The sequence below is a fragment of the Paracoccus alcaliphilus genome (genome assembly GCF_028553725.1).
Taxonomy (GTDB): Bacteria; Pseudomonadota; Alphaproteobacteria; order Rhodobacterales; family Rhodobacteraceae; genus Paracoccus; species Paracoccus alcaliphilus.
In genome coordinates, this window is record NZ_CP067125.1 from 380,219 (window position 1) to 406,808 (window position 26,590).

The 26,590-nt window shown below is 65.8% G+C and carries 22 protein-coding genes and 1 pseudogene; 17 read left to right on the forward strand and 6 right to left on the reverse strand.

Features of this window, described 5'->3' with window-relative positions:
* Positions 1 to 176: 176 nt before the first annotated feature.
* Positions 177 to 1,592 carry an IS4 family transposase gene (locus JHW40_RS20140; RefSeq protein WP_272848964.1) on the forward strand — a complete coding sequence of 472 codons (1,416 nt, stop codon included), beginning with the start codon at positions 177 to 179 and terminating at the stop codon, positions 1,590 to 1,592.
* On the opposite strand, the gene JHW40_RS20145 is transcribed toward JHW40_RS20140, so the two are convergent.
* Positions 1,572 to 2,543 (reverse strand): LysR family transcriptional regulator, encoded by a 972-nt coding sequence (locus JHW40_RS20145; RefSeq protein WP_090610778.1) that lies wholly within the window; start codon positions 2,541 to 2,543, stop codon positions 1,572 to 1,574. The genes JHW40_RS20140 and JHW40_RS20145 overlap by 21 nt on opposite strands.
* A gap of 124 nt (positions 2,544 to 2,667) precedes the next feature.
* On the opposite strand from JHW40_RS20145, the gene chvE reads away from it, so the two are divergent.
* Genes chvE through JHW40_RS20220 form a run of 15 tightly spaced genes read left to right on the forward strand, consistent with a single transcriptional unit; the run spans position 2,668 to position 19,569 of the window.
* Positions 2,668 to 3,723 carry a multiple monosaccharide ABC transporter substrate-binding protein gene (chvE, locus tag JHW40_RS20150; protein ID WP_090610779.1) on the forward strand — a complete coding sequence of 352 codons (1,056 nt, stop codon included), beginning with the start codon at positions 2,668 to 2,670 and terminating at the stop codon, positions 3,721 to 3,723.
* A gap of 52 nt (positions 3,724 to 3,775) precedes the next feature.
* On the forward strand, positions 3,776 to 5,296 hold the full coding sequence (gene mmsA / locus JHW40_RS20155) for a multiple monosaccharide ABC transporter ATP-binding protein (protein WP_090610780.1): 1,521 nt from the start codon (positions 3,776 to 3,778) through the stop codon (positions 5,294 to 5,296).
* Between the two features lie 12 nt (positions 5,297 to 5,308).
* Positions 5,309 to 6,496, forward strand: a complete 1,188-nt coding sequence (gene mmsB / locus JHW40_RS20160) for a multiple monosaccharide ABC transporter permease (RefSeq protein WP_090610781.1) — start codon at positions 5,309 to 5,311, stop codon at positions 6,494 to 6,496.
* Positions 6,497 to 6,499: 3 nt separating this feature from the next.
* On the forward strand, positions 6,500 to 7,489 hold the full coding sequence (gene araD1, locus JHW40_RS20165) for an AraD1 family protein (RefSeq protein ID WP_090610782.1): 990 nt from the start codon (positions 6,500 to 6,502) through the stop codon (positions 7,487 to 7,489).
* A gap of 8 nt (positions 7,490 to 7,497) precedes the next feature.
* Positions 7,498 to 9,240, forward strand: a complete 1,743-nt coding sequence (araD, locus tag JHW40_RS20170) for an L-arabinonate dehydratase (protein WP_090610908.1) — start codon at positions 7,498 to 7,500, stop codon at positions 9,238 to 9,240.
* Positions 9,240 to 10,160 (forward strand): Gfo/Idh/MocA family protein, encoded by a 921-nt coding sequence (locus JHW40_RS20175; protein WP_090610783.1) that lies wholly within the window; start codon positions 9,240 to 9,242, stop codon positions 10,158 to 10,160. The genes araD and JHW40_RS20175 overlap by 1 nt, the downstream gene beginning before the upstream one ends.
* A gap of 10 nt (positions 10,161 to 10,170) precedes the next feature.
* Positions 10,171 to 11,682, forward strand: a complete 1,512-nt coding sequence (locus JHW40_RS20180) for an aldehyde dehydrogenase (NADP(+)) (protein ID WP_090610784.1) — start codon at positions 10,171 to 10,173, stop codon at positions 11,680 to 11,682.
* Between the two features lie 47 nt (positions 11,683 to 11,729).
* A complete protein-coding gene (gene ytfQ / locus JHW40_RS20185; protein ID WP_090610785.1) occupies positions 11,730 to 12,689 on the forward strand; it encodes a galactofuranose ABC transporter, galactofuranose-binding protein YtfQ in 960 nt (319 codons plus the stop codon).
* A gap of 55 nt (positions 12,690 to 12,744) precedes the next feature.
* Positions 12,745 to 14,247, forward strand: coding sequence for a sugar ABC transporter ATP-binding protein (locus tag JHW40_RS20190; protein ID WP_090610786.1), 1,503 nt, complete (start codon positions 12,745 to 12,747; stop codon positions 14,245 to 14,247).
* Positions 14,247 to 15,266 carry an ABC transporter permease gene (locus tag JHW40_RS20195; RefSeq protein WP_090610787.1) on the forward strand — a complete coding sequence of 340 codons (1,020 nt, stop codon included), beginning with the start codon at positions 14,247 to 14,249 and terminating at the stop codon, positions 15,264 to 15,266. Before JHW40_RS20190 ends, JHW40_RS20195 begins: the two co-directional genes overlap by 1 nt.
* On the forward strand, positions 15,263 to 16,240 hold the full coding sequence (gene yjfF / locus JHW40_RS20200) for a galactofuranose ABC transporter, permease protein YjfF (protein WP_090610788.1): 978 nt from the start codon (positions 15,263 to 15,265) through the stop codon (positions 16,238 to 16,240). The genes JHW40_RS20195 and yjfF overlap by 4 nt, the downstream gene beginning before the upstream one ends.
* Positions 16,237 to 17,079, forward strand: coding sequence for an SMP-30/gluconolactonase/LRE family protein (locus tag JHW40_RS20205; protein WP_090610789.1), 843 nt, complete (start codon positions 16,237 to 16,239; stop codon positions 17,077 to 17,079). The genes yjfF and JHW40_RS20205 overlap by 4 nt, the downstream gene beginning before the upstream one ends.
* The gene (locus JHW40_RS20210; RefSeq protein ID WP_090610790.1) at positions 17,076 to 18,047 is read left to right on the forward strand and encodes an aldose epimerase family protein; all 972 of its coding nucleotides are present in this window, start codon (positions 17,076 to 17,078) and stop codon (positions 18,045 to 18,047) included. The genes JHW40_RS20205 and JHW40_RS20210 overlap by 4 nt, the downstream gene beginning before the upstream one ends.
* Positions 18,044 to 18,949: a 2-dehydro-3-deoxygalactonokinase gene (locus tag JHW40_RS20215; protein WP_090610791.1), complete on the forward strand. Its 906-nt coding sequence runs from the start codon at positions 18,044 to 18,046 to the stop codon at positions 18,947 to 18,949. Before JHW40_RS20210 ends, JHW40_RS20215 begins: the two co-directional genes overlap by 4 nt.
* Entirely contained in the window at positions 18,949 to 19,569 is a 621-nt protein-coding gene (locus tag JHW40_RS20220; RefSeq protein ID WP_090610792.1) for a 2-dehydro-3-deoxy-6-phosphogalactonate aldolase, read from the forward strand. Before JHW40_RS20215 ends, JHW40_RS20220 begins: the two co-directional genes overlap by 1 nt.
* A 60-nt stretch (positions 19,570 to 19,629) precedes the next feature.
* On the opposite strand, the gene JHW40_RS20225 is transcribed toward JHW40_RS20220, so the two are convergent.
* The 5 genes and pseudogenes from JHW40_RS20225 to JHW40_RS20245 all read right to left on the reverse strand — a co-directional run bounded on the left by JHW40_RS20225 (position 19,630) and on the right by JHW40_RS20245 (position 24,243).
* Positions 19,630 to 20,820 (reverse strand): acetate/propionate family kinase, encoded by a 1,191-nt coding sequence (locus JHW40_RS20225; protein ID WP_090610793.1) that lies wholly within the window; start codon positions 20,818 to 20,820, stop codon positions 19,630 to 19,632.
* Positions 20,820 to 21,734: pseudogene (locus JHW40_RS20230) on the reverse strand (bifunctional enoyl-CoA hydratase/phosphate acetyltransferase); the annotation flags it as partial. The pseudogene JHW40_RS20230 and the gene JHW40_RS20225, both read right to left, overlap by 1 nt.
* Before the next feature lie 150 nt (positions 21,735 to 21,884).
* Complete coding sequence (locus JHW40_RS20235) at positions 21,885 to 22,685, reverse strand: aminoglycoside adenylyltransferase domain-containing protein (RefSeq protein WP_211657224.1); 801 nt, start codon at positions 22,683 to 22,685, stop codon at positions 21,885 to 21,887.
* Entirely contained in the window at positions 22,678 to 22,914 is a 237-nt protein-coding gene (locus JHW40_RS20240) for a WGR domain-containing protein (RefSeq protein WP_090610794.1), read from the reverse strand. The genes JHW40_RS20235 and JHW40_RS20240 overlap by 8 nt, the downstream gene beginning before the upstream one ends.
* Before the next feature lie 231 nt (positions 22,915 to 23,145).
* Positions 23,146 to 24,243: a DUF475 domain-containing protein gene (locus JHW40_RS20245; protein ID WP_090610795.1), complete on the reverse strand. Its 1,098-nt coding sequence runs from the start codon at positions 24,241 to 24,243 to the stop codon at positions 23,146 to 23,148.
* A 331-nt stretch (positions 24,244 to 24,574) separates the two neighbouring features.
* Between JHW40_RS20245 and JHW40_RS20250 the strand changes: the two genes are divergently transcribed.
* Complete coding sequence (locus JHW40_RS20250; protein WP_090610796.1) at positions 24,575 to 26,539, forward strand: OmpA family protein; 1,965 nt, start codon at positions 24,575 to 24,577, stop codon at positions 26,537 to 26,539.
* The last annotated feature ends 51 nt before the right edge of the window (positions 26,540 to 26,590 follow it).

Below are 26,590 nucleotides of genomic sequence, written 5' to 3' on the forward strand. Positions count from 1 at the left end.
CGGCTGAAACCTACAACCTTGGGGGAGGTTTTCCGCCGATGGCCGCATCATCGTCCGACCTGACTTGCAGTTACCCACAAGTGGTGCGGCGAATTGATTCACCCACCAGACTTGGCCTTGCCTGAGCACAAGCGATCATGATTCGTCATGTGGCACCGAATAATTGAGGTGCAGACATGGGACAGAGTTGGGTGGAAACGGAAACGGCCGGATGCGATCTGGGAGATGTCAGGCTGAACAGGCGGCTTGAGGCAATGCTCGAGGCCCTCGGGGAACGGCCGGGAAAATCGCTGCCGACGGCATTCCAGGACTGGTCGAATACCAAGGCCGCCTACCGCTTCTTTGCTAACGGCAATGTCAGCGAGGACAAGATCCTCGAGGGCCATTTCGCTGCCTCTGCCCTGCGCATCCGGGCAACCGATGGTCCCATCCTGATCCTGCAGGACACCACGGAATTCTCCTTCAAGCGTTCGGCTCCGGAGAAGGTGGGGTTCACGACGGTGTCGACTGGACGCAAACTGAAGGAAGGTCGCTATCAGAAACATGCGGTCTGCGGGCTTTTGATGCATGCCAGCATGGCCATCACGCCGGATGGGCTGCCGCTCGGCCTGACGGCGGCCAAGTTCTGGTCGCGCAGCAAGTTCAAGGGAACCGCCGCTCTTAAACGGAAGATCAATCCGACCCGGGTGCCGATCGAACAGAAGGAAAGCATGCGCTGGCTCGACAATCTGCGCCTGTCCACCGAACTGACAGGGGTGCCAGAGCGCTGCGTGCATATCGGTGATCGGGAAAGCGACATATACGAACTCTACTGCCTGTCCGAAGAACTCGGGACCGGGTTCCTCGTCCGCAGCTGCGTCGACCGTCTGGCGGAGGATGGCGGCACGACCATTGCCAAGGTGATGGCAGAGGTGCAGTCCAGCGGCACCCACGAGGTCCGGTTCCGCGATGCGCAGGGCAAGGATCATTGCGCCGTGCTCTCGGTCCGGCACGCTACAATGACGGTCCGCCCGCCGATCGGAAAGCAGCGGAAATACCGGCATCAGAATCTTCAGATCATCCATGCCGAGGAGCTTGACCCGCCGGAAGGCCGGGTGCCCGTCTTCTGGAAGCTGATCACGAACTTGCCGGTGGCGACCCACGCGGACGCAATCCACAAGCTCCAATGGTATGCGCTGCGCTGGAAGATCGAGACATTCTTCCGGACCCTGAAGACCGGGTGCCGGATCGAAGAGCTGCGCCTGGCCACGGCTGATCGACTGGCAAACTGTATCGCGTTGTGCTGCGTCGTGTCCTGGCGCGTGTCATGGATGACGATGCTCGGCCGAGAGGTGCCGAAAGCATCGCCTGCTGCCGTCTTCACCGACGCCGAACGCCAACTGCTCGAGCGCACAGCGCCCGAGAGCAAGCAAAAGCTTCCGCGTGACCTCGATTTCTATGTCAGACTCGTCGCGCGGCTCGGCGGCTATCTCGATCGGACCTCCGATGCGCCACCAGGAACCACCGTCATATGGCGCGGCCTCTCCCGCCTCGCCGATCTTGTCGAAGGCGCTCGCATCGCCGAAACACCATCATCCGAGACATATGGGTAACTGCAAGCCGACCTGATCCAGGATCGGCCGACGCGATGTCCGCGCGACCTCGTCACGCAGCCGCATCGCCAGCGGCGACAGGGGGCGGCGCACCAGATCCAGCAGATAATAGGTCGAGACGCGCAGCTCATGCGCATTGCGCAGCACCGTGAACCCGGCCGAGACCGGTGGCTGGATCAGCAGCTGCGCCACCTCGTCCGAGACCGGCGCGATGGCGTCGCTTTGCGCCAGATAGGCGATGGTCCACAGGATCGAGGGGCTGTCGATGATGTCCTTCGGCTCGGCCAGACCGACGCTGGCGAAGGCGGCCAGCGTCGCCTCGCGGATGGGTGCGCCGCGTTGCTGCATGATCCATTCGTGGCCCGCCAGTTCGGTCAGCGTGACCACCTGCGCGCGGGCAAGGGGATGGGCCGCGCGGGCGATCAGGCTGACCCTTTCGTCACGCATGGGCAGAATGTTGAAATCGTGGCTGTCGAATTCCGGCAGGATCCGGGCCAGCGCGAAATCCATCTGCCCGGCTTCAAGCTGACGCAGCAATTCGCGCGACGGCAGCACCTCGACGCTGATCCGGGCGTCGGGGGCCAGCAGCTTTATCTGCCGGATCGCCGACACCAGATAGCTGACGGCGGGCCCGGTCACCGCCCCCACACGCACCGCCCCGGCATGACCGCCGCGCAAGTCGCGCATGTCGGTGGCGATACTGTCCATCTCTCGCAGGATCACGCGGGCGCGGCGCAGAAAGGTGCTGCCGATCTCGGTCGGCTCCATCCCCTTGGGCAGGCGCAGGAACAACGGCGCGCCGACCTGCCGTTCGACCTCGGCCAGCATGCGCGAGGCGGCAGGCTGGGTCATCGCCAGCGCCTCGGCGGCCAGTTGCAACTGGCGATGGATGGCGATCTGGTGGATCAGCCGCAACTGCGCGGGCTTCAGGGCCATGCGGGAATTTGGCATATCACTTCCGGTATGCAGAATGCTTGAAAACTCATTTTACCGATATATTCACCCGCTGCTAGACAGTCCGCACCACTTAGGAGGAGTCGCCGTCGCCATCCGCGACTGCGCAGGGGAGGACAACATGAAATTCCGCACCGCCGCGATCGCACTGGCGATCGGTGTATCCTGGTCAGCCATGGGGGCGATGGCCGAAACCGTCGGCATCTCGATGCCCACCAAATCCTCGGCCCGCTGGATCGCCGATGGCGACAACATGGTAAAGCAGTTCCAGGAGTCCGGTTACGACACCGACCTGCAATATGCCGAGGATGATATCCCGAACCAGCTGGCGCAGGTCGAGAACATGATCACCAAGGGCGTCGATGTGCTGGTGATCGCCGCCATCGACGGCACCACCCTGTCGAATGCGCTGGCCAATGCCAAGGCCGCCGATATCAAGGTCATCGCCTATGACCGGCTGATCCGGGGCACCGGCGATATCGACTATTACGCCACCTTCGACAATTTCAAGGTCGGGGTCGAGCAGGCCAATTCGCTGGTCAAGGGGCTGGAAGAGCGCTTTGCCGATGAAAAGCCGTGGAATGTCGAGTTGTTCGGCGGCAGCCCGGACGACAACAACGCCTATTTTTTCTATGATGGCGCCATGTCGGTGCTGCAACCGCTGATCGACGCGGGCGATATCGTCATCGTCTCGGGCCAGACCGGCATGGACACCGTGGGCACACTGCGCTGGGATGGCGCGGTGGCGCAGGCGCGGATGGATAACCTGCTGTCGGCCAATTACACCGACAAGAGCGTCCACGGCGTGCTGTCGCCCTATGACGGGCTGTCGATCGGCATCCTGTCCTCGCTGAAGGGCGTGGGCTATGGCTCGGGCGACCAGCCGATGCCCATCGTCTCGGGTCAGGATGCCGAGTTGCAGTCGGTCAAGTCGATCATCGCGGGCGAGCAATATGCGACCGTGTTCAAGGACACCCGCGAACTGGCCCGCGTCACCGTCGGCATGGTCGATGCGATGCTGAAGGGCGGAGAGCCGGAAATCAACGACACCGAAACCTATGACAACGGCGTCAAGGTCGTGCCGTCCTATCTGCTGGAGCCGGTGGGCGTGGACGCATCGAACTGGGAAGAGGTGCTGGTCGAATCCGGCTATTACACCGCCGATCAGATCCAGTGACAGTTGACGGGGCCACCCCCTGCGGGGTGGTCCCATCCGGGAAGGTCCAGCCATGTCCGCACTTCTGGAAATGCGCCATATCACCAAGACATTCCCCGGCGTGAAGGCGCTGGACGATGTCAGCATCAGCGTCCGCAATGGCGAGATCCACGCCATCTGCGGCGAGAATGGCGCAGGCAAATCCACGCTGATGAAGGTGCTGTCCGGGGTCTATCCGCATGGCAGCTATGAGGGGCAGATCGTCTATGACGGTCAGCCCGCTGCCTTTGGCGGCATCCGCGACAGCGAAGATCGCGGCATCATCATCATCCATCAGGAACTGGCGCTGGTGCCGCTGCTGACCATCGCCGAAAATATCTTTCTGGGCAACGAGCGCGCCAGCCGCGGCGTGATCGACTGGCCCGAGACCTTCCGGCAGACCGAGGCCCTGCTGGCCAAGGTCGGCCTGCGCGAGACGCCGGGCGCGCGGGTGGACAGCCTTGGCGTCGGCAAGCAGCAACTGGTCGAGATCGCCAAGGCGCTGTCCAAGAACGTCCGCCTGCTGATCCTTGACGAACCCACCGCCGCGCTGTCCGAGGGCGACAGTCAGGCGCTGCTGGACCTGCTGCTGGAACTGAAGGCGCAGGGCGTCACCTCGATCATCATCAGCCACAAGCTGAACGAGGTCCGCCGCGTCGCCGACAGCGTGACGGTGATCCGCGACGGCGCCACGATCTCGACCATCGACGCGCGCGGCGGCGACCTGACCGAGGACCGCATCGTCCGCGACATGGTCGGTCGCAGCATGGAGAACCGCTTTCCCGATCGCGAACGCCGCGCCGGAGAGGTGGTGTTCGAACTGAAGGACTGGAACGTCTGGCATCCCGAACAGCGCGACCGCCAGATGATCCGCGACCTGTCGATGCATGTCCGCGCGGGCGAGGTCGTCGGCATCGCCGGGCTGATGGGGGCCGGGCGCACCGAACTGGCGATGAGCATTTTCGGCCGCAGTTGGGGCCGCAACATCTCGGGTCAGGTGTTGATGCGGGACCAGCCGGTCGATGTCTCGACCGTGGACCGGGCGATCCGGGCCGGGCTGGCCTATGTCACCGAGGACCGCAAGACCCTTGGCCTGATCCTTGAGGAAACCATCCGCCGCAATACCATTCTGGCCAATCTGGGCGCGGTCGCCAATCGCGGCGTGGTCGATGAGGCCCGCGAAACCGAGGTGGCCGAGGGCTATCGCCGCGCGCTGCGCATCCGCACGCCCTCGGTGTTCCAGAAGGTGATGAACCTGTCGGGCGGCAATCAGCAGAAGGTGGTGCTGGCGAAATGGCTGTTCACCGATCCCGATGTGCTGATCCTGGATGAGCCGACGCGCGGCATCGATGTCGGCGCAAAATACGAGATCTACAACATCATCAACGAACTGAGCGCGGCGGGCAAGGCCGTCATCATGATCTCGTCCGAGATGCCCGAACTGCTGGGCATGTGCGACCGGATCCACGTCATGAACCAGGGCAGCTTCGTGGGCGAACTGGCGGCGGCAGATGCCAGCCAGCAGGCCATCATGTCGCTGATCGTCAGGGAATAGCAAGGAGGGGTCATGGAACGCACCGAACGCGCGCCGGGCATCGGAATCGGCGCCTATATCGCCAGACATATCCGCGAATACGGGCTGCTGTTCGCGCTGATCGCGATCATGGTCTTTTTCCAGATCGTCACCGGCGGCACATTGCTGCGCCCGGTGAACATCACCAACCTGTTCTTGCAGAACAGCTATATCATCATCATGGCACTGGGGATGCTGCTGGTCATCGTCGGCGGCAATATCGACCTGTCGGTCGGCTCGGTCATGGGTTTCATCGGGGCGCTGGCGGCGGTGATGATCGTGTCATGGGACATCCCGGTGGGGGTCGCCATGATCGCCTGCCTGATCTGCGGGGCGGCCATCGGCGCGGCGCAGGGCTATTTCGTGGCCTATTGGCGGATTCCGTCCTTCATCGTGACGCTGGCAGGGATGCTGGTCTTTCGCGGGTTGTCGCTGTGGCTGTTGCAGGGCCAGTCCATCGGTCCCTTCCCGCAAAGCTTTCAGGCGCTGTCCAATGGCTTCGTCCCCGACCTGTTCGGGGTGGGCCGTCCGAACATCCTTGCCATGGCGGTCGGCGTGGTCACTGTCATGGTGCTGGTCTGGCTGGGCCTGCGGGGCCGGGCGCGCAATGCGCGCTATGGCATCGAGGACGAGCCGATGGGTCTGTTCATCCTGCGCAACGCCATCGTCGCCGCCGCGCTGCTGTTCGTGACGTGGAAGCTGGCATGGTTCCGTGGCCTGCCCAATGTGTTGCTGTCGATGGTGATCCTGACGGTGGTCTATGTCTTCATCACCGAGCGCACGACCATCGGCCGCCGCGTCTATGCGGTCGGCGGCAATGCCAAGGCGGCCAAGCTGTCGGGCATCCGCACCGAGAGGCTGACCTTCCTGACCTTCGTCAACATGGGCATTCTGGCCGCGCTGGCCGGGATGATCTATGCCGCGCGGCTGAACACCGCCACGCCCAAGGCCGGTTTCGCGGTCGAGCTGGACGTGATCGCCGCCGTATTCATCGGCGGGGCGTCGATGGCGGGGGGCGTGGGCCGGATCGTCGGCGCGGTGGTCGGCGCCTTCATCATGGGGGTGATGAACAACGGCATGTCGATCCTTGGTATCGGCATCGACTATCAGCAGGTCATCAAGGGACTGGTGCTGCTGGCCGCCGTCGTCTTCGACGTTTACAACAAGAACAAAGAGGCCTGAGCCATGTTTCTGTCGCAACTGCAACTGTCTGACGGAAGCCGCGCCGTGGCTGTGCGCGACGCCGATACCGCCCATCTGGTGCCGGGCGTGACCACGACCCTTGAACTGGCGCAGGCGGCCATTGCCGCAGGTCACGGGCTGCGCGCCGAGATCGGGGCACGCGGCGCAGGTGATCCCGTCGATCTTGGCGCCGCGCTGGCCGATGGCCGGATGCTGCTGCCGGTCGATCATCCCGACCCCGCGCATCTGCATCTGACCGGCACCGGACTGACCCATCTGGGCAGCGCCTCGACCCGCAACTCGATGCACAAGAAGGCCGACCCCGACGATCTGACCGACAGCATGAAAATGTTCCGCATGGGGCTGGAGGGCGGCAGGCCCGCCAATGGTCAGATCGGCGTGCAACCGGAATGGTTCTGGAAGGGCAACGGCCATAACGCCGTCGCGCCCGGCGCCGCGCTGACCTCGCCCGGTTTCGCGCTGGACGCGGGCGAGGAACCCGAGATCGCGGGCATCTATCTGATCGCCGCAGATGGCCGCCCTGTCCGGCTTGGCTTTGCGCTGGCCAACGAATTTTCCGACCATGTGACCGAGCGCGGCAACTACCTGTGGCTGGCCCATTCCAAGCTGCGTCCCGCCAGTTTCGGCCCCGAAATGCTGCTGGGCGATCTGCCCGCCCATGTCGAGGGCACCAGCCGGGTGATCCGCGACGGGCGCGCGATCTGGGAAAAGCCGTTCCTGTCGGGCGAGGCGAACATGTCCCACAGCCTTGCCAATCTGGAGCATCACCATTTCAAATATCCGCTGTTCCGCCAGCCGGGCGATCTGCATGTGCATTTCTTCGGCACCGCGACCCTGTCCTTCGCCGATGGAATCACTGTCCAGCCCGGCGACCAGTTCGAGATCGCCAGCGACGCCTTTGGCCTGCCTTTGCGCAATGGCCTGACCCAGCAGCCCCATGACACGGCCCCCGTCGCCGTCGCAGCTCTTTGAGGTCCGACATGGCATTCACCCCGGCACCCTGGCCCCGCAAGCTGCGCTCTCAGGAATGGTATGGCGGCAATTCGCGCGACACGATCTATCATAGAGGTTGGTTGAAGAATCAGGGATATCCTAATGATTTATTTGATGGACGACCGATCATCGGCATCCTGAACACATGGTCCGATCTGACGCCCTGCAACGGCCATCTGCGCGAACTGGCGGAAAAGGTGAAGGCAGGCGTCTGGGAGGCTGGCGGCTTTCCGGTCGAGGTGCCGGTTTTTTCGGCCAGTGAAAATACTTTCCGTCCGTCCGCAATGATGTTCCGCAACCTTGCCGCGCTGGCGATCGAGGAAACCATCCGCGGGCAGCCGATGGATGGCGCGGTGCTGCTGGTCGGCTGCGACAAGACCACGCCTTCGCTGCTGATGGCGGCGGCCTCGACCGATATCCCCTCGATCGTCGTGACCGGCGGCCCGATGCTGAACGGCTGGTTCAGAGGAGAGCGGGTGGGATCGGGCACACATCTGTGGAAATTCTCCGAGGCGGTGAAGGCCGGCGAAATGACGCAGGATGAATTTCTGGAAGCCGAGGCATCAATGAGCCGGTCTTCGGGCACCTGCAACACCATGGGGACCGCCAGCACGATGGCGTCGATGGCCGAAGCACTTGGCATGGCGCTGTCGGGCAATGCGGCGATCCCGGCGGTGGATTCGCGTCGCCGGGTGATGGCGCAGATGTCGGGGCGGCGGATCGTGCAGATGGTCAAGGATGACCTGAAACCCTCGGACATCCTGACGAAACAGGCTTTCGAGAACGCCATCCGCACCAATGGCGCCATCGGCGGTTCGACCAATGCGGTCGTGCATCTGCTGGCGCTGGCGGGCCGGGTGGGGGTCGATGTGACGCTGGACGACTGGGACCGCTGTGGCCGCGACGTGGCGACCATCGTGAACCTGATGCCCTCGGGCGAATATCTGATGGAGGAATTCTTCTATGCCGGTGGCCTGCCGGTGGTGCTGAAACGGCTGGGCGAGGCCGGGCAGCTGCACAAGGATGCGCTGACCGTCAGCGGCGCGGCGATCTGGGATGAGGTCAGGGATGTCGTCAACTGGAACGAGGACGTGATCCGTCCCGCCGACAAACCGCTGACCGAACAGGGCGGCATCGCGGTTCTGCGCGGCAACCTTGCCCCGAATGGCGCGGTGCTGAAGCCCTCGGCCGCCAGCCCGCATCTGCTGACCCATCGCGGCCGCGCGGTCGTGTTTCAGGATATCGACGACTACAAGGCCCGCATCAATGACGACGCGCTGGATATCGACGAGACCTGCGTGATGGTGCTGAAGAATTGCGGCCCGAAAGGCTATCCCGGCATGGCCGAGGTCGGCAATATGGGCCTGCCACCCAAGGTTCTGCGCAAGGGCATCACCGATATGGTGCGGATTTCCGATGCGCGCATGTCGGGCACCGCCTATGGCACGGTGGTCCTGCATACCTCGCCCGAGGCTGCCGCCGGTGGCCCGCTGGCCGTGGTCCGCGATGGCGACATGATCGAGATGGACGTGCCGAACCGCCGCCTGCATCTGGATATCTCCGACGCCGAACTGGCCGAGCGGCTGGCCGGTTGGCAGCCGCTGCCCGACCAGCCCGCCAGCGGCTATGCATGGCTGCATCAGGCGCATGTGATGGGTGCCGATACCGGCGCGGATCTGGATTTCCTGCGCGGCTGCCGGGGCAATCCGGTCGGAAAGGACAGTCACTGATGGCCCGCGAAAAGCTCGCCCTGGTCGGTATCGGCAAGATCGCGACGGATCAGCACGTTCCCGCGCTGGCAGACAGCCCCGACTGGGAACTGGCCGCCACCGTCAGCCGCCACGGCACGGTCAGCGGCGTCGAGGCCTTCACCGACATCGGCGACATGCTGGCCGCCCGCCCCGGGATCGGCACCGTCAGCCTGTGCCTGCCGCCGGTTCCCCGCTTTGCCGCCGCGCAGGCCGTCCTGCGCGCGGGCCGCAACCTGATGCTGGAAAAACCGCCCGGCGCCACTCTGGCCGAGGTGCATGCCCTGCACGATCTGGCGCGGGCCCATGGCGTCAGCATCTTTGCCACATGGCATTCGCGTATGGCCCATGCGGTCGGCGCCGCGAAACGCTGGCTGGCCGGGCGCAGCATCCATGAGGGCCGGATCATCTGGCGCGAGGATGTGCGCAAATGGCACCCCGGTCAGGACTGGATCTTCGAGGCGGGCGGCATGGGCGTCTTCGACCCCGGCATCAACGCGCTGTCGATCCTGACCGAAATCCTGCCCGCGCCCGTCCATCTGACCGGGGCCGAGCTGGACTTTCCCGCCAACCGTCAGGCCCCGATCGCCGCGCGGCTGGACCTGTCGGGCGGCATCAGCGCCGATTTCGATTTCCGGCAGGAAGGCCCCCAGACATGGGACATGGAATTCGCAACCGATGCGGGCCTGATGGCGCTGCGCATGGGTGGCAACATTCTGGAAATCGACGGCCAGCGGGCCGAGGGTCAGGACAGCATCATGGGCGAATACCCGGCGCTTTATGCGCGGATGGCGGAACTGGTGCGGGGGGTCGCATCGGACATGGACCTGTCGCCGATGGTGCTGGTCGCGGATGCCTTCACGCTGGGTCGCCGCAATATCGTCGAAACATTCGAATTCTGAGGAAAGCAAGATGAACTGGACCCCCCAAGGCAAGCATCTGATCGCGGGCGAATGGCTGGGCGGGGCGGCGGTGTTCCGATCCTCGCCCGCGCATGGTCCGGCGCATGACTTCGCCTCGGGCGATGCGGCGCTGGTGGATCGCGCGGTGCAGGCGGCCGAGGATGCCTTCGTGACCTATGGCCAGACCGCGCGCGCCGAACGCGCCGCCTTTCTGGACACCATCGCCGATGAAATCGAGGCCCGCGCGGAAGCGATCACCGAGATCGGGACGCAGGAAACCGGCCTGCCCGCCGCGCGGCTGCAAGGCGAGCGTGGCCGCACCACCGGGCAGTTGCGCCTGTTCGCCGATCATATCCGGCAGGGCGATTATCTGGACCGGCGCCATGACGCCGCGCTGCCCGACCGCCAGCCCCTGCCGCGCCCCGATCTGCGGCTGATCCAGCGACCCATCGGGCCGGTCGCGGTGTTCGGGGCCTCGAACTTCCCGCTGGCCTTCTCGACGGCGGGCGGGGACACGGCCTCGGCCCTTGCCGCAGGCTGCCCGGTCGTCGTCAAGGGCCACCCCGCCCATCCCGGCACCGGCGAGATCGTGGCCGAGGCGATCCTTGCCGCGATCCGCAAGACCGACATGCCCGCAGGCACCTTCAGCTTCATCCACGGCGACAGCCATGATGTCGGCACGGCGCTGGTCAACCATCCGCTGATCCGCGCGGTGGGCTTTACCGGCGGGCTGCGCGGCGGGCGGGCACTGTTCGATCTGTGTGCCGCGCGGCCCGAGCCGATCCCGTTCTTCGGAGAACTGGGCAGCATCAACCCCTGCTTCGTGCTGCCGCAGGCGCTGGCCGCACGCGGGGCGCAGATAGCCGCAGGCTGGGCGGGCAGTCTGACCATGGGCGCGGGGCAGTTCTGCACCAATCCGGGCCTGTTGATCCTGCACGATCACGCCGCCGGGGCTTTTGCAGATGCCGCCCGCGACGCGCTGACCGACGCAACGGCGCAGATCATGCTGACCGATGGCATCGCGGCGGCCTATCGCGAGGGCACCCAGCGCACCGACCACGCCGCCACCGCGATCCTGCGCAATGACAGCGAAGGGCGCAATGCCCGGCCAAACATCTATCAGACCACGGCCACGGCATTCCTTGCCGATCACAGCCTGTCGGACGAGGTGTTCGGCCCGCTTGGGCTGATCGTCACCGTATCGGATGACGATCAGATGCTGGAACTGGCCCGCGCGCTGGAAGGGCAGCTGACCGCGACCCTGCAAATGGATCAGGGCGACACGCCACTGGCCGGCCGCCTGATGCCGGTGCTGGAACGCAAGGCGGGGCGGGTGCTGGCCAATGGCTGGCCCACCGGGGTAGAGGTCTGCGAGGCGATGGTACATGGCGGCCCCTATCCCGCCAGCACCAATTTCGGCGCGACATCCGTCGGCACCATGGCCATCCGCCGCTGGCTGCGCCCGGTCAGCTTTCAGAACATCCCCGACGCATTGCTGCCACAGGATTTGCGCGACGGGTGACATCCGATCCGCGCAACAGACGGTCATAAAACCCAAGGGAGGATACCATGACCACCAAGACCTTGATGACGACAGCCGCCGCACTGGCGATTTCGGCCACCGCCGCGATGGCCCAGGGCGAAACCATCGGCTTTTCGCAGATCGGCTCGGAATCGGGCTGGCGGGCGGCGGAAACCACGCTGACCCGGATGCAGGCCGAAGAGCGCGGCTATCAGCTGCAATTCTCGGACGCGCAGCAGCGGCAGGAAAACCAGATCGCCGCGATCCGCTCGTTCATCGCGCAGGGCGTCGATGCGATCCTGCTGGCCCCGGTCGTCGCCACCGGCTGGGACGCCGTGCTGCAAGAGGCACAGGAGGCCGAGATCCCCGTCGTGCTGCTGGACCGGCAGGTGGACAGCTCGGACGAGCTGTATCTGACCGCCATCGGCTCGAACCTCGTGCATGAGGGCGAGGTCGCGGGCGAATGGCTGGCCGCCGAAGTCGGCGACCGCGACTGCCGCATCGTCGAATTGCAGGGCACCACCGGGTCCAGCCCCGCCATCGACCGCAAGACCGGCTTCGAAAACGCCATCGGCGCGCATGACAACCTGTCCATCGTACGCAGCCAGACCGGCGATTTCACCCGCGCGCTTGGCAAGGAGGTGATGGAAAGCTTCATTCAGGCCGAGAACGGCGGGCGCGACATCTGCGCGCTTTACGCCCATAACGATGACATGGCGGTGGGCGCCATTCAGGCCATCAAGGAAGCCGGGTTGAAACCGGGCGAGGATATCCTGATCGTCTCGATCGACGGCGTGCCGGATATCTTTCAGGCCATGGCCAATGGCGAAGCGAACGCCACGGTCGAACTGACGCCGGATATGGCAGGCCCGGCCTTCGACGCGCTGGAAGCCTTCTGGGCGGACGGAACCCAGCCCGAAAAGTTCATCCAGACGGAATCGAAGCTTTATACTCAGGCCGATGATCCGCAGGGCGAATACGACACCCGCAAGGATCTGGGTTACTGATGCCAGCGCCGGGCCGCATCGCTGCGCGGCCCGGCCTTTACCCGAAGAGGGCGACATGCTGCTGACGATCCGGTCGCTGACCAAGACCTTCCCCGGCACCCGCGCGCTGGATGATGTGGATTTCGACCTGCAAGCGGGCGAGGTTCACGCGCTTCTGGGCGAAAACGGCGCGGGAAAATCGACGCTGATCAAATGCCTGACCGGCGCCTATCTGCGCGATGGCGGCACCGTCACGCTGGACGGCGCTCAGATCGACCCGCGTTCCACCGTCGAGGCGCAGGATCTGGGCATCGGCACAGTCTATCAGGAGGTCAACCTGCTGCCCAACCTGACCGTGGCGCAGAACCTGATGTTTGGCCGCGAACCGCGCCGTTTCGGGCTGATCGACAGCCGCGCCACGCGGGCCGAGGCGCGGGCAATGACAGAGGCATACGGGCTGAAGATCGACGTGGATCGCGATCTGGGCAGCTATTCCGTCGCCATCCAGCAGATCATCGCCATCGCCCGCGCGGTCGCCCTGTCGGGCAAGGTGCTGATCCTTGACGAACCCACCGCCAGCCTTGACGCAGCCGAGGTGCAGATGGTCTTTGACGTGGTCCGCGGGCTGAGGGATCGCGGGCTGGGCATCATTTTCGTGTCGCATTTTCTGGATCAGGTGTTTGACCTGACCGACCGGGTGACGGTCCTGCGCAATGGCCGCAAGGTCGCCACCGAAAATACCCGCGATCTGGACCGGGTCCGGCTGATCGAACACATGCTGGGCCGCGAACTGGAGGCCGCGACCAGCCATGTCGCCGCCGACCGCGGTCCGCGCCCGCCGATGCTCAGCTTCGAGCAGATGAGCCGTCGCGGCGCGGTCGAGCCTTTCGACCTGAAGGTCGGGCAGGGAGAGGTCGTCGGCCTGGCCGGGCTGCTGGGTTCGGGCCGCACCGAGACCGCCGAACTGCTGTTCGGGCTGAAGAACACCCATTCCGGCAGCGCCAACGATCAGGACGGCGCGCTCGATATCGCCAATCCGCGCGCGGCCATCGCGGCGGGTTTCGGCTTTGCCCCCGAGGACCGCAAGACCGACGGCATCGTCGCCGACCTGACCATCCGCGAGAATATCATCCTTGGGCTTCAGGCAAGGCGTGGCTGGGCGCGGCCCATTCCCCGCGCAGAACAGAACCGGCTGGCCGACGACTATATCCGGCGGCTGGATATCCGCACCACCGGCCGCGAAAAGCGGATCGGAGAGCTGTCGGGCGGCAATCAGCAGAAGGTGGTTCTGGCCCGCTGGCTGGCGATGAACCCGCGTTTCCTGATCCTTGATGAACCGACACGCGGCATAGATGTGGGCGCCCATGCCGAGATCGTCCGACTGATCCACGAACTGACCGGGCAGGGCATGTCGCTGCTGGTGATCTCATCCGAGATCGACGAGTTGATCGCCGTCTCTGACCGGGTGATCGTGTTGCGCGACCGCCGCCATGTGGCGGAACTGACCGGCAGCCAGATCGCGGGCGAACAGATCATGAAGGCCATTGCCGCGACCGGCCCCCGCAAGGAGGTGGCGTGATGGCAGGGTTGCTGAAACGTCTTGCGCCGCAACTGATCGCCCTTGCCGCGCTGGTGGCGTTGGTGACGGCGGTCTATCCTGCGTTCCTGACGATCTCGTTCCATGACGGGCGTCTGGTCGGGCCGCTGATCGACGTGGCCAAACGCGCCGCGCCGGTCGCGCTGCTGGCCACGGGGATGACGCTGGTCATCGCGACGCGGGGAATCGACCTCTCGGTCGGCACCATCATGGCGATCTGCGGCGCGGTGGCGGCGACGGCGATCACGGCGGGCTGGGGTCTGCCGGTGGCACTGCTGCTGGCGCTTGGGGCGGGGGCACTGGCCGGGCTGTGGAACGGGGTTCTGGTCTCGGTCATCGGCATCCAGCCCTTCGTGGCGACGCTGATCCTGATGACGATGGGGCGCGGCATCGCGCAACTGATCACCGAGGGCCGGATCATGACCTTCACCCATCCCGGTTTCGGCTGGATCGGGTCGGGCACGCTGCTGGGCCTGCCGGTTCCGGCATGGATCTGGATCGGCACTGCCGCCCTTGTCGCGCTGGTCCTGCGCCGCACCGCACTGGGAATGCTGATCGAGGCCACCGGGATCAACCGCCGCGCAAGCGCGGTGGCGGGGGTGAATGCAACGGTGCTGCTGATCGCGGTCTATGCCGCCTCGGGCGTCTGCGCGGCGCTGGCGGGGCTGATCGTGACCGCCGATATCCGCGGTGCGGACGCCAACAATGCCGGGCTGTGGCTGGAGCTGGACGCGATCCTTGCGGTGGTGATCGGCGGAAACTCTCTTCTGGGCGGGCGGTTTTCCATCGCCGCATCGGTGATCGGGGCGCTGATCATTCAGACCATCACCATCGGCATCCGGCTGGCGGGCTTTCCGTCCGAATACAACCTGATCATCAAGGCGGTGCTGGTGCTGGTCATCCTTGTGCTGCAATCACCGCGCATCTCGGCCGAATGGCGGCTGTGGCGCGACAGCCAGCGTGCATCGCGCGAGGCCGCGCTGAAAGGAGGCGCAAGATGAACACCCGTGCCCTGCCTTTATACGTGACCATCGCCATCTTTCTGCTGGCCTATGCGATCTGCTGGACCCAGTTCCCGACCATGCTGTCCACCCGGGTCATCGGCAACCTGCTGACCGACAATGCCTATCTGGGCATCGTCGCGGTGGGCATGACGCTGGTGATCCTGTCGGGCGGGATCGATCTGTCGGTCGGCTCGGTCATCGCCTTTTCGGGTGTCTTCATCGCCGTACTGCTGCGCGATACCTCGCTGCATCCGCTGGTCGTCTTTGCCATGCTGCTGGTCATCACCACGGCCTTCGGGGCGGCGATGGGCTTTCTGATCGACCGGCTGGCCATGCCCGCCTTCATCGTCACGCTGGCCGGGATGTTTCTGGCGCGGGGGGCGGCCTATATGCTGTCGATCCAGTCCGTGCCGATCGCAAACCCGTTCTTTCAGGCGTTGCAGAGCACCTATTGGCTGATGCCGGGCAAAGGGAGGCTGACGCTGATCGGGGTGCTGATGGTGCTGATCTTCATCGTCGGCATGATCGTCGCCCACAAGACCCGCTTCGGCACATCGGTCTATGCGCTTGGCGGTGGCGAGACCACGGCGCGGCTGATGGGTGTCCGGCAGGGCCGGACGACGGTGCTGGTCTATGCCTTTTCGGGACTGACGGCGGGGCTGTCGGGGATCGTTTTCACGATCTATACCGGCTCGGGCTATTCGCTGGCGACGGTGGGGACGGAGCTTACGGCCATCGCGGCGGTGGTGATCGGCGGCACGCTGCTGACCGGCGGCGCGGGCTATATGTTCGGCACCTTCATCGGCGTGCTGACGATGGGGCTGATCCAGACCTACATCGTGTTCGACGGCAGCCTGTCCAGCTGGTGGACCAAGATCGTCATCGGCATCCTGCTGCTGGCTTTCATCCTGCTGCAAAAGGGGCTGCTGAAACTGTCCCAGGACCGGCTGGCCGCAGGAGGGCAGGGATGAGCGCCGCGATCTTTGACGACCGCCAATGCGCGCTGGGGGAAGGTCCGCTGTGGCATCCCCTGCGGCGGCAGTTCTTCTGGTTCGACATTCTGGGCCAACGGCTGATGTCGCGCGACGCATCGGGGCCGCTGGAATGGGTGCTGGACCGCATGGCCTCGGCGGCGGCATGCATCGACCGCGACCGGCTGCTGATCGCGACCGAAACCGGGCTGGCCGTGCTGCATCTGGACAGCGGCAGGCTGGAGGATCTGATCGCGGTCGAGGCCGACAACCCCGCCACCCGCTCGAATGACGGGCGGGCGGACCGGCAGGGCGGCTTCTGGTTCGGCACGATGGGAAAATCGGCGGAGGCGGGCGCGGGGTCGATCTATCGCTGGTATCGCGGGCAGTTGCGGCGCCTGTTCACCGGCATCAGCATCCCCAACGCGATCTGCTTCAGCCCCGACGGTCGCAGTGCCTGTTTCGCCGATACCGCGATGGCGCAGGTCTGGCGGCAGGGGCTGGATGCCGATGGCTGGCCGGTGGGGGAACGACAGGTTTATCTGGACCTGTCCCCGTTGGGGCAGGAACCTGACGGCGCAATCTTCGACGCCGATGGCGGTTTCTGCTGCGCCCTTTGGGGCGAGGGGGCGGTGATCCGCTTTGACGCCAAAGGGCAGGAAACGCATCGTTATCAGGTCGGTGGCAAACATTCCTCTTGCCCGGCCTTCGGCGATCAGGGGCAGATGCTGGTCACCACCGCCTTGCAAGGCATCGAGTCCCCCGACACGCATCAGGGCCTGACCTATATCGTCACCCATGATCTGAACACCCTTCCCGAACCGGGGGTGGTGCTGTGAGCGGAACGATCCTGCCCGATGGTCGCCGCATCGAGGCGATCACCCTGCGCGGGGGCGGGCTGCGGGCGACGGTCCTGACATTGGGGGCCATCGTGCAGGATCTGCGGATGGATGGCCTGGACCATCCGCTGGTGCTGGGCTGCCCCGACCCTGCGGCCTATCTGGATCAGGCGCGCTATGTCGGGGCCATCGTCGGGCGTTTCGCCAATCGCATCGGCGGCGCGCGCTTTGAGCTGGACGGGGTGGCCCATCGCACCGACCCGAATTTCCTCGGACGGCATACGCTGCATGGCGGACACGACGGCACCGATCTGCATATCTGGCGGATCGAGCAGCAGGCGGCCGATCAGGTCACGCTGTCGCTGACCCTGCCGGACGGGCATATGGGCTTTCCCGGCACCATGGCGATCCGCGCGACGATTGCCCTGCGCGATCAGGCGCTGGTCATCGACATGCAGGCCACAAGCGATGCCGCAACCCCCTGCAATCTGGCGCATCACGGCTATTTCTCGCTGGATGAGGGCGGTGATATCCGCAAGCACGAGCTGTGGATCGACGCCGCGCATTACCTGCCGGTGGATGAGGGATTGATTCCGCTGCCGGGGACCGCGCCGGTTGCCGGAACAGCCTTCGATTTCCGCCAGATGCGCCCGGTCGGGAACTGCGGCTATGACCATAACTTCTGCCTCTCGGACGGCATCCGCCCGCCGCGTCCCGTCGCCCGACTGCGCGGCAGTTCCGGCCTGACCATGACCGTCACCACCGATGCGCCGGGATTGCAGGTCTATGACGGCAGGCATTTCAACGGTCTGGCGGGCCTTGACGGGCGGAGCTACGCCCCCCATGCCGGGATCGCGATGGAGACCCAGCACTGGCCCGATGCACCGAACCGGCCCGATTTCCCCGATCAGATCCTGCGCCCGGGGCAGACCTATCGCCACCATGTCGCCTATGGATTCGACCGATGACGGCAGCGCTGATCGGCATCGACTGGGGTACGAGCTCTTTCCGGGCGTGGCGGATAGACGGCGCGGGCAGGGTCATCGACGCGGTGACCGAAGGGCCGGGCATCCTTGCCGCGATCACCCAGCCCGGCGGGTTCGAGGGGGCGCTGACCCGCGCCATCGGCGGCTGGCTGGGCGCTGCGCCCATCATCGCCTCGGGCATGATTACCAGCCGCAATGGCTGGGTCGAGACGCCCTATCTGCCCCTGCCGCTTGACCTGTCCGCACTGGCCGGGGGGCTGGTGGCGCATGAAACCGGCTTTGGGCGGATACATTTCGTCTGCGGCGCGATCTCGGACCGCGACGGGCCATCCCCCGATGTCATGCGCGGCGAGGAAACCGAGATCATCGGCCATCTGGCGGACAGCAACCCCGACGGGCTGTTCATCCTGCCCGGCACGCACAGCAAATGGGCGCAGGTCCGCGCGGGCCGGCTGACCGGCTTCCGCACCGTAATGACCGGAGAGATGTTCCAGCTGATGCGCGACCATTCGATCCTGGGGCGGCTGATCCAGCCCGGCCCGCCCGATCCCGAGGCCTTCGGGCGCGGGGTTGCGGCGGGCGGGCAGGGCGGCCCGCTGCTGGGGCGTATCTTCTCGGCCCGGTCGCTGGCATTGCTGGAACGGCTGGGGCCCGGTCAGATCGCCGATTACCTGTCGGGCCTGCTGATCGGGGATGAGGTCGCGCAATGCCTTGCCGATGCGCCCGACGCGCCCGATGCGCCGGTCACCATCATCGGGCGCGGGGATCTGGCCGACCGCTATCGCATCGCCTTGCAGGCGCAGGGGGTTCGCGCGCAGATCGCGCCTGCGGGCATGGCGCAACGGGGTCTTTGGAATATCGCACAAACAGCGGGGATCGTCTGATGATGACATGGGAAAACGCGTTCGATATCTGCCCGCTGGTCGCCATCCTGCGCGGGCTGCCGCCCGATCACGCGGTGGCCACAGGCAAGGCGCTGACCGGCGCGGGCTTCACGTTGATCGAGGTGCCGCTGAACTCGCCCGATCCGCTGGACAGCATCGCCCGGCTGGCGGCGGAACTGCCCGAGGCTGTGGTGGGCGCGGGCACGGTCCTTGATCCAGATGCCGTCCGCGCGGTCAGCGACGCCGGGGGCAGGCTGATCGTCGCCCCGAATTTCGACCCCGCCGTCGCCGCCGAGGCCACGCGGCTGGGCCTGACCTATCTGCCCGGCATCGGCACCCTGTCCGAGGCCTTTGCCGCTCTTGCCGCCGGGGCATCCGCGCTGAAGCTGTTTCCGGCCGAGATGATCCCCCCCGCCGCCCTTCGCGCCATGCGCAGCGTTCTGCCCGCGCAGGTGAAACTGCTGCCGGTGGGCGGGATCTCGACCACGTCGATGCAGGCATATTCGCAGGCCGGGGCCAGTGGCTTCGGCCTTGGCCAGTCGCTCTATCGTCCGGGTCAGGATGTCGGGGACACGGCAAGGAACGCGGGCGCATTCATCGCCGCCCTTCGCGGGATCTGAACCGCCCTGCGCCCTGCAACGATGCCCCTGCGTGACGGGTCATCCGGCACGATCACCGCATCAGGCTAAGGCCAGCAGGCCCCATGCCTCTTGGGCGATCACGCTTTCCTCATCCGTGGGGATGACCATCGCGGCGACGCGGCTGGTGGCCCTGCTGATGCGGGTGGCATTGGCGGCATTCGCGCCCTCGTCCAGCCGCAGGCCCAGCCATGCCAGCCTGTCGGACACCAGGGAACGGATGCGGGGCTGGTTCTCGCCGATGCCCGCGGTAAAGACCAGCACATCCAACCCGCCAAGGGTGGTCACCAGCCGCGCCACCTCGCCCGCGATACGGAAACAGAACAGCTCGATGGCCTCGGCGGCTTCGGGAAGAGGGCTTTCCAGCAATTCGCGGGTATCGGCCTCGAACCCCGATACGCCCAGCAGCCCGCTTTGGTGATAGAGCATGGCTTCCACCTGCGCCATGCTCCACCCCATCTGCCCGGTCAGGTGCAGGATGACACCGGGGTCCAGCGCGCCCGAGCGTGTCGCCATCGGCACCCCGTCGATGGTCGAAAACCCCATCGAGCTGTCCTGGCTGACGCCCCCCTGCATCGCACAAAGGCTGCAACCGCTGCCCAGATGCGCGGCAACGACCCTTGCCTGCTGCGGCACGGCGTGACGGGTCAGCGATCGGGAGATGGACTGATAGGACAGCCCGTGAAAGCCGTAACGCATGATCCCCTGATCGTGCAGCGCGCGCGGAATGGCAAAGCGTCGCGCCAAAGGCTGCTGGCTGGCATGAAACGCCGTGTCGAAGGATGCCGTCTGCACCAGATCCGGGCGCAAGGCGCGGGTGGCCTCGATCAGCCGCAGGCTTTGCGGCTGATGCAACGGCGCCAGCGCGGCCAGCGACCGCATCCGGGTCAGGCTGTCATCGCCGATCAGCACCGGCCCGGTGAACTGGTCACCGCCATGCACAACGCGATGGCCGATGGCCGCCAGCCGGGTCAGGTCGAACTGATCGCCCAGCCAGTCGAAGGCCCGCGACAGGATCGCATCGCCGTCCTGTTCACCGACCTCCAGCGGGCAGGACAGGTGCCGGTCGCCGTGCTTCAGCCGGATCTCGAACGGATCGTCGCGAAAGTCGATCACACCCTGCGCAACCGGGTGCAGGTGCTCACCCGCGATCTGGTGAAATCCCATCTTGACCGTCGAGGACCCGGCGTTGAAGGTCAGGATCAGATCGCCCGCCGTAGCAGCCCCGGACATCAGATCAGGCCCTTTTCCTGCCGCCGGATCACCGCCAGCTTGGCCAGCGCCGCCGAAGCGATCCGCGCCGACAGCGGGTCCGAGCGGCTGGTCAGCACGATCGGCACCCGCGCGCCCAGCACCACCCCGGCAGCGGTGGCGCCCGCGAAATAGATCAGCTGCTTGGCCAGCATGTTCCCGGCCTCCAGATCCGGCACCACGAGGATGTCGGCCTGTCCCGCCACGGGCGAGACGATGCCCTTGGTCGCCGCCGCCTCGGGGCTGATCGCGTTGTCGAAGGCCAGCGGACCATCGACCAGCGCCCCGGTGATCTGGCCGCGCATCGCCATCACCGTCAGCGCCGCCGCGTCCAGCGTGGCGGGCATCGACGGGTTCACGGTCTCGACCGCCGCCAGAATGGCGACCTTCGGCTGCTCCATCCCCAGCAGGCGTAACAGGTCGATGGCGTTCTGGCAGATGTCGCGCTTGTGCAGCAAGGTCGGCATGATGTTGATCGCGGCATCGGTGACGATCAGCGGCTTGCCATAGGCGGGCACATCCATCGCATAGACATGGCTGACACGCCGGTCGGTGCGCAGTCCGCCGGTTTTCGACACCACCGCCGCCAGCAGCTCGTCGCTGTGCAGACTGCCCTTGACCAGCATCTGCACCCGCCCGGCCACCGCCAGCCTGACCGCGCAAGCGGCAGCGGCGTGACTGTGTTCCACCGCCTCGATCTCGATCCCGTCCAGCGATACCCCTGCCTCGTCGGCGGCGGCGCGGATCCTGGCCTCGGGGCCGATCAGCAGGGGTTCCAGCAGGCCTTCGTCGCGCACCTCGACCGCGCCGAGGATCGCGGATCTGGAACAGGGATGTACGATCGCCGCACGGACCGGCGGCAAGGCGCGGGCCTCATTGATGAAATGGCCATAGCGGCCGGGATCGAGCGGCGGCGCATTCGGGGCCAGATTGCTGAGAGGGTTGGTCATGGCGCTGCCCTTTGGCAAGGTGATTCAGGTGGCACGCTAGCACAAGGGCGGCTGATGCCGTTGATTCATATCAATATGCGCAGCGCCTGCCCAAGGTCACAACAGCCGGGTGACATGCGCGGCCAGTTCCCCGGCCAGGCTTTGCGCGTCGTCCTGCCTGCCGTCCCAGTCGTCGGTGATCCGGCCCAGATAGCCCATTCGTGCATGATCCAACGTCACGGCGTGGTGCTGGGGCAGTTGCGGCATTACCCATTGGGCGGCGGCGTCCTTGGAGACGAAATCCCCACTGCTGGCGGTGCGCCACATGCGTGCCAGCGTCAACAGGACGTTTCGCGTATCCTGCTGCAACCCGCCCAGCAGCGCGGGCAAGGCATCGCGCAACGCCTGCCGGACCTGCCGGGGCGGGATATCGGGCAACAACGCGGACGCAGGCGGGCCGCACAGCGCCACCGCCTGATGCCGGGCCTGCGCAAGGATCAGGATGTGTTCGGGGTCCTGCGTGGGCCGGGGGGTATGCCCCGCCTCGAACCCGTCGCGCAGCCATTCGCCAAAGGTGAATTCGGCGCGGGCCGCGTTGTCGGACAGGTCCGCCAGCCGGAACAGCATCAGCTCAAGGCAGCGCGACCCGCCCGGCGCAGGGGGGTAGCGGCCAGATATCCGCAGCAGCGCCGCCAGCAGATCGCGGCGCTGATCGTCGCGCAGGCTTTGGTCAATTATCGCCAGCAGGTCAATGTCGCTTTGCGGGCGAAGCTGCCCCGACACCGCCGATCCGTGCAGATAGAGCGCCCGCAACCCATCCCCAAGCACCTCGCACAAGGCGTCCACGGCCGCCCGCATCTGGTCGGTCTGCACCATGCCCGCCTGCATCAGCACCCGTTCCCCGCCAGCATCAGGCATCCCTGGCATAGCCCCGGCGCTGTTTCCGGTCCGCCCACAGTGTGCATTCGGCAACGGCCTCGTCGATCCGCGCAAACCATTGCCGCCGCTGCTGCCCACTGGTGCCGATCCTGCCCCAATTGCGGGTCAGGGTGACGCCGCCGAACAGGTCGGCGGCGATCTCCAGCCGATAGAACCGCGCCATATTGCGCGCGGGATTGCGGCGTATGAGGCAAAGGACCTGTCGCATACCCCCGAGTCTGCGACCCTCGCCGCGCCCTGTCCAATGATTTATCCGAATCCTTTGGCCGGGATCGATTCATCGGCGTGATATGTTCCACTGCCACGCGCCGGATCCCGAGACTGGAACGGGGCAGGGCGCTGGTTTCGGGTCGTTCGGGATAGGCCACGGCTCGCAAGGCGCGGCTTGGACGGGGATGCGCGAAGCCAGAACATGCGGCTTCGCGCGGTTGCGGGTGGATCAGCCTTCCACAGCCCCGTTCTGGCGGTTCCAGCGGATCGAGGCCCAGAACGAGATGCCGATCAGCGTGGCCCCGCCCAGCCCGGTGATGACCTCGGGGATATGGACCTGCGACTGGCAGAACATGATCACCGACAGCGCGATGATGGCATAGAAGGCGCCATGTTCGAGATAGCGGTATTGCGCCAGCGTGCCCTTTTCGACCAGCATGATGGTCATGGAACGCACATACATCGCGCCGATCCCCAGACCGATGGCGATGATGAACAGGTTCTGCGTCAGGGCGAAGGCCCCAATCACGCCGTCAAAGCTGAACGAGGCGTCCAGCACCTCCAGATAGAGGAACGCGCCGATGCCGCCCTTGGCACCCGCATGCAGCACCTCTTGCGAGCTGTCCAGAAGGCCGCCCAGAACCTCGACCAGCAGGAAGGTCAGCAGGCCCCAGATCGCCGCGCTGAAGAACACATGCGATTCATGCGTTCCCAGAAAGCTGGAGAAGATCAGCACCGTGACCAGCACTATGGCGACCTCGATGCCGCGGATGGTGGCGTAATGCTGCATCCGGCGCTCGATCCACCTGACCCAGTGAACGTCCTTCTCATGGTCGAAGAAGAAGCTGAGCCCGACCATCATCAGGAAGGTGCCGCCGAATGCCGCGATGGGCAGGTGGGCGTCGTGCATGATGCGCGCATATTCCTCGGGCTGGGCGGCGGCCATCACCATGGCCTGCCAGGGGCCGATATTGGCGGCGATCACGACGATCAGCAGCGGAAACACGATCCGCATCCCGAATACCGCGATGATGATGCCCCAGGTCAGGAAACGGCGCTGCCAGACAGGGGTCATTTCCTTCAGCTTGTTGGCGTTGACGATGGCATTGTCGAAGGACAGCGAGATCTCCAGCACCGCCAGCACGGCGCAGATGAAAAAGACCGACAGCGTGCCCCAGACGGTGCCCGTCATCTGCCAGCCCAAGCCCGCACCCAGCGCCAGACCAAGCGCGGTGACGATAAAGGCCCATGTAAAATATTTCATTGTCGGACGGGGGGGCTGGCCATCGAGGCCACCACCCACGGGTGGATTGTTTCCTTGGCTCATGTGAATCAAGTCCAGGCGGCTGGTCAAAGAGCGATGCCGACATCACGGACGTGCCGCCACGTCCGCCAGAGGGGCCCGGCCATCAAACTGTGTTCACGACTCCGCGAACCGGGTGAAAATGGCGAATCCCGCGTGCGATTGCAAGCATTCCTGCGCAGATCAACCGCCCGCCGGCAGGGATCAGCCGCGCCGGAAGGCCGGATATGGGCGCGATGGTCACGCGCTGGCGCGGCGGGAAGGCGCTTTACTGGTCCCTTTGTCGGAACCGCCCGCACATCCCGTCCGTTTGTTGGCCAGACGACAATGCCGAAATGGCAAAAGGGAGCGGACAATGCGCCGGATCATTCATAACACCACCGCCATCGCAGCCTGCCTGTCGCTGCTGGCCCCGCATGTCGCGATGGCTCAGGACGCCGCGACCGACGAGATCATTCAGGAACAGCCCACCGAGCAGGCGGCTGAACCCACCGAGGAGGTCGTGCAGCCCCCGGAAGCCGAGACCGGGCAGCCGCCGGCAGAGGAACCCGCCGCCGATGAAGCAACAGCGGATCCCGAACCGGCAGATGCCGGACCGACCGAGGGCACGGAACCCGAAGGCGCTGCCACGCCCGAGGAATCGGTTGATATGGACGCCTTCGAGGAAGACCCCGACGCTCAGCCAGCCGAGGCCCCGGACGAACAATCCGGCAGCCAGAATGACGCGCAGGCGGAGGTCGCCGCGCCCACGGACGACGATGCCGGCGCGGGCGAAGCCACAGCGGACGACGCCGGGGCAGAGGTGCTTGCGGAACCGACGCCGACCGATGGCGCGCCGGAAACCGTCGAGGACGAAGCCGTCGGGGAACCCGCCGCCACGCCGGCCGATCCCGCTGATGCCGAAATTCCGAATGACGAAGGCGATCTGGCCAAGGCGCTGGCCGAAGAACAGGCCAAGCAGGAAGCAGCTGACACCGAACCCGCTGAAACTGAACCTGCCGCCGACTCTGCCACGGACGACACCCCCACCGAGGATGCCGCCCCCGACGAGGCTGACCCGGAGGCTGAAACCCCCGATCAGGACGGGGATACAGCGGATACACCCGTCACGCCGCTGGACGAGGCCATTCCGACCGATGACGCCGAGACCGGGGCCGCCGATGACGCGGCAACGAATGGGGATGCGCATGACGAGGCCGCAGCCGATGACCGCGCCCCCGAAGACGGCGCGCAGGAAACCGAGGCCGCGCGCGAGGCCGCCGAAGCCGCCGACACCCCCACCGCCGCTGCGCTGAGCGACGAGGCGGGCGAAGGCGAAGTGACCGCAGAAGAGGTCACCGAGGAAAACAGCCGCTCGTCCGATGAGGATTTCGCAACCAGCCTGCGCGACGCGCTGGGTGCCGCGACCGGCGGCACAACTGCGGCCGCGGACGACGATAACGGCAACGATCTGGCCAAAGCGTTGTTGCTGGGGCTGGGCGGTGTCGCTGTCGGCGCGATGCTGACCAACAACCGCGAGGTCACGCTCAGCAGCCCCGACCGGGTGGTCGTCACCCGCCCCGACGGCAGCCAGCAGGTCATCAAGGACGAGGTGGCGCTGCTGCGTCAGCCCGGCTCGACCGTGACGACCGAGAACTTTGCCGATGGCTCGTCGCGCACGATCGTGGCCCGCGCCGATGGCAGTCAGGTGGTGACGATCCGCGATGCCGATCTGCGGGTGCTGCGCCGGACGCTGGTCACGGCTGACGGATCGTCCGTGCCGCTGATCGACGACACGGCGACCGAGGCCGTGGATATCTCCAGCCTGCCCGCCCCGGCGGCGGTGACGACCCGCGGCACCGGCCAGATGGACGAGGATCAGCTGCGTGAGGCCCTGCTGCGCGAGGCGAATGTGACCCGTGGCTTTACCCTTGGCCAGATCCGCAACATTCCGCAGGTGCGGGCGCTGGTGGCCCCGGTGAATATCGACGCGATCACCTTCGACACCGGCTCGGCGGCGATCAGCCCGGATCAGGCACAGCAACTGTCGATGCTGGGCAACGTGATCCGCGATACCGTCGCCGAAAACCCGCGCGAGATCTTCCTGATCGAAGGCCACACCGACACCGTAGGCTCGGACGCGGCCAACCTTGCACTGTCGGACCGGCGCGCAGAATCCGTGGCGCTTGCGCTGAGCGAATATTTCGACGTGCCGGCCGAGAACATGGTCGTGCAGGGCTATGGCGAGCAGTTCCTGCAAGTCCGCCGCGAAGGCGATGTGCGCGAGAACCGCCGCGCCTCGGTGCGTCGGATCACCAGTCTGCTGCAAGGGGCGGAATAAGCCCCCATCCACGGCACAACAGAACGGGCGGCACACAGCCGCCCGTTTTTT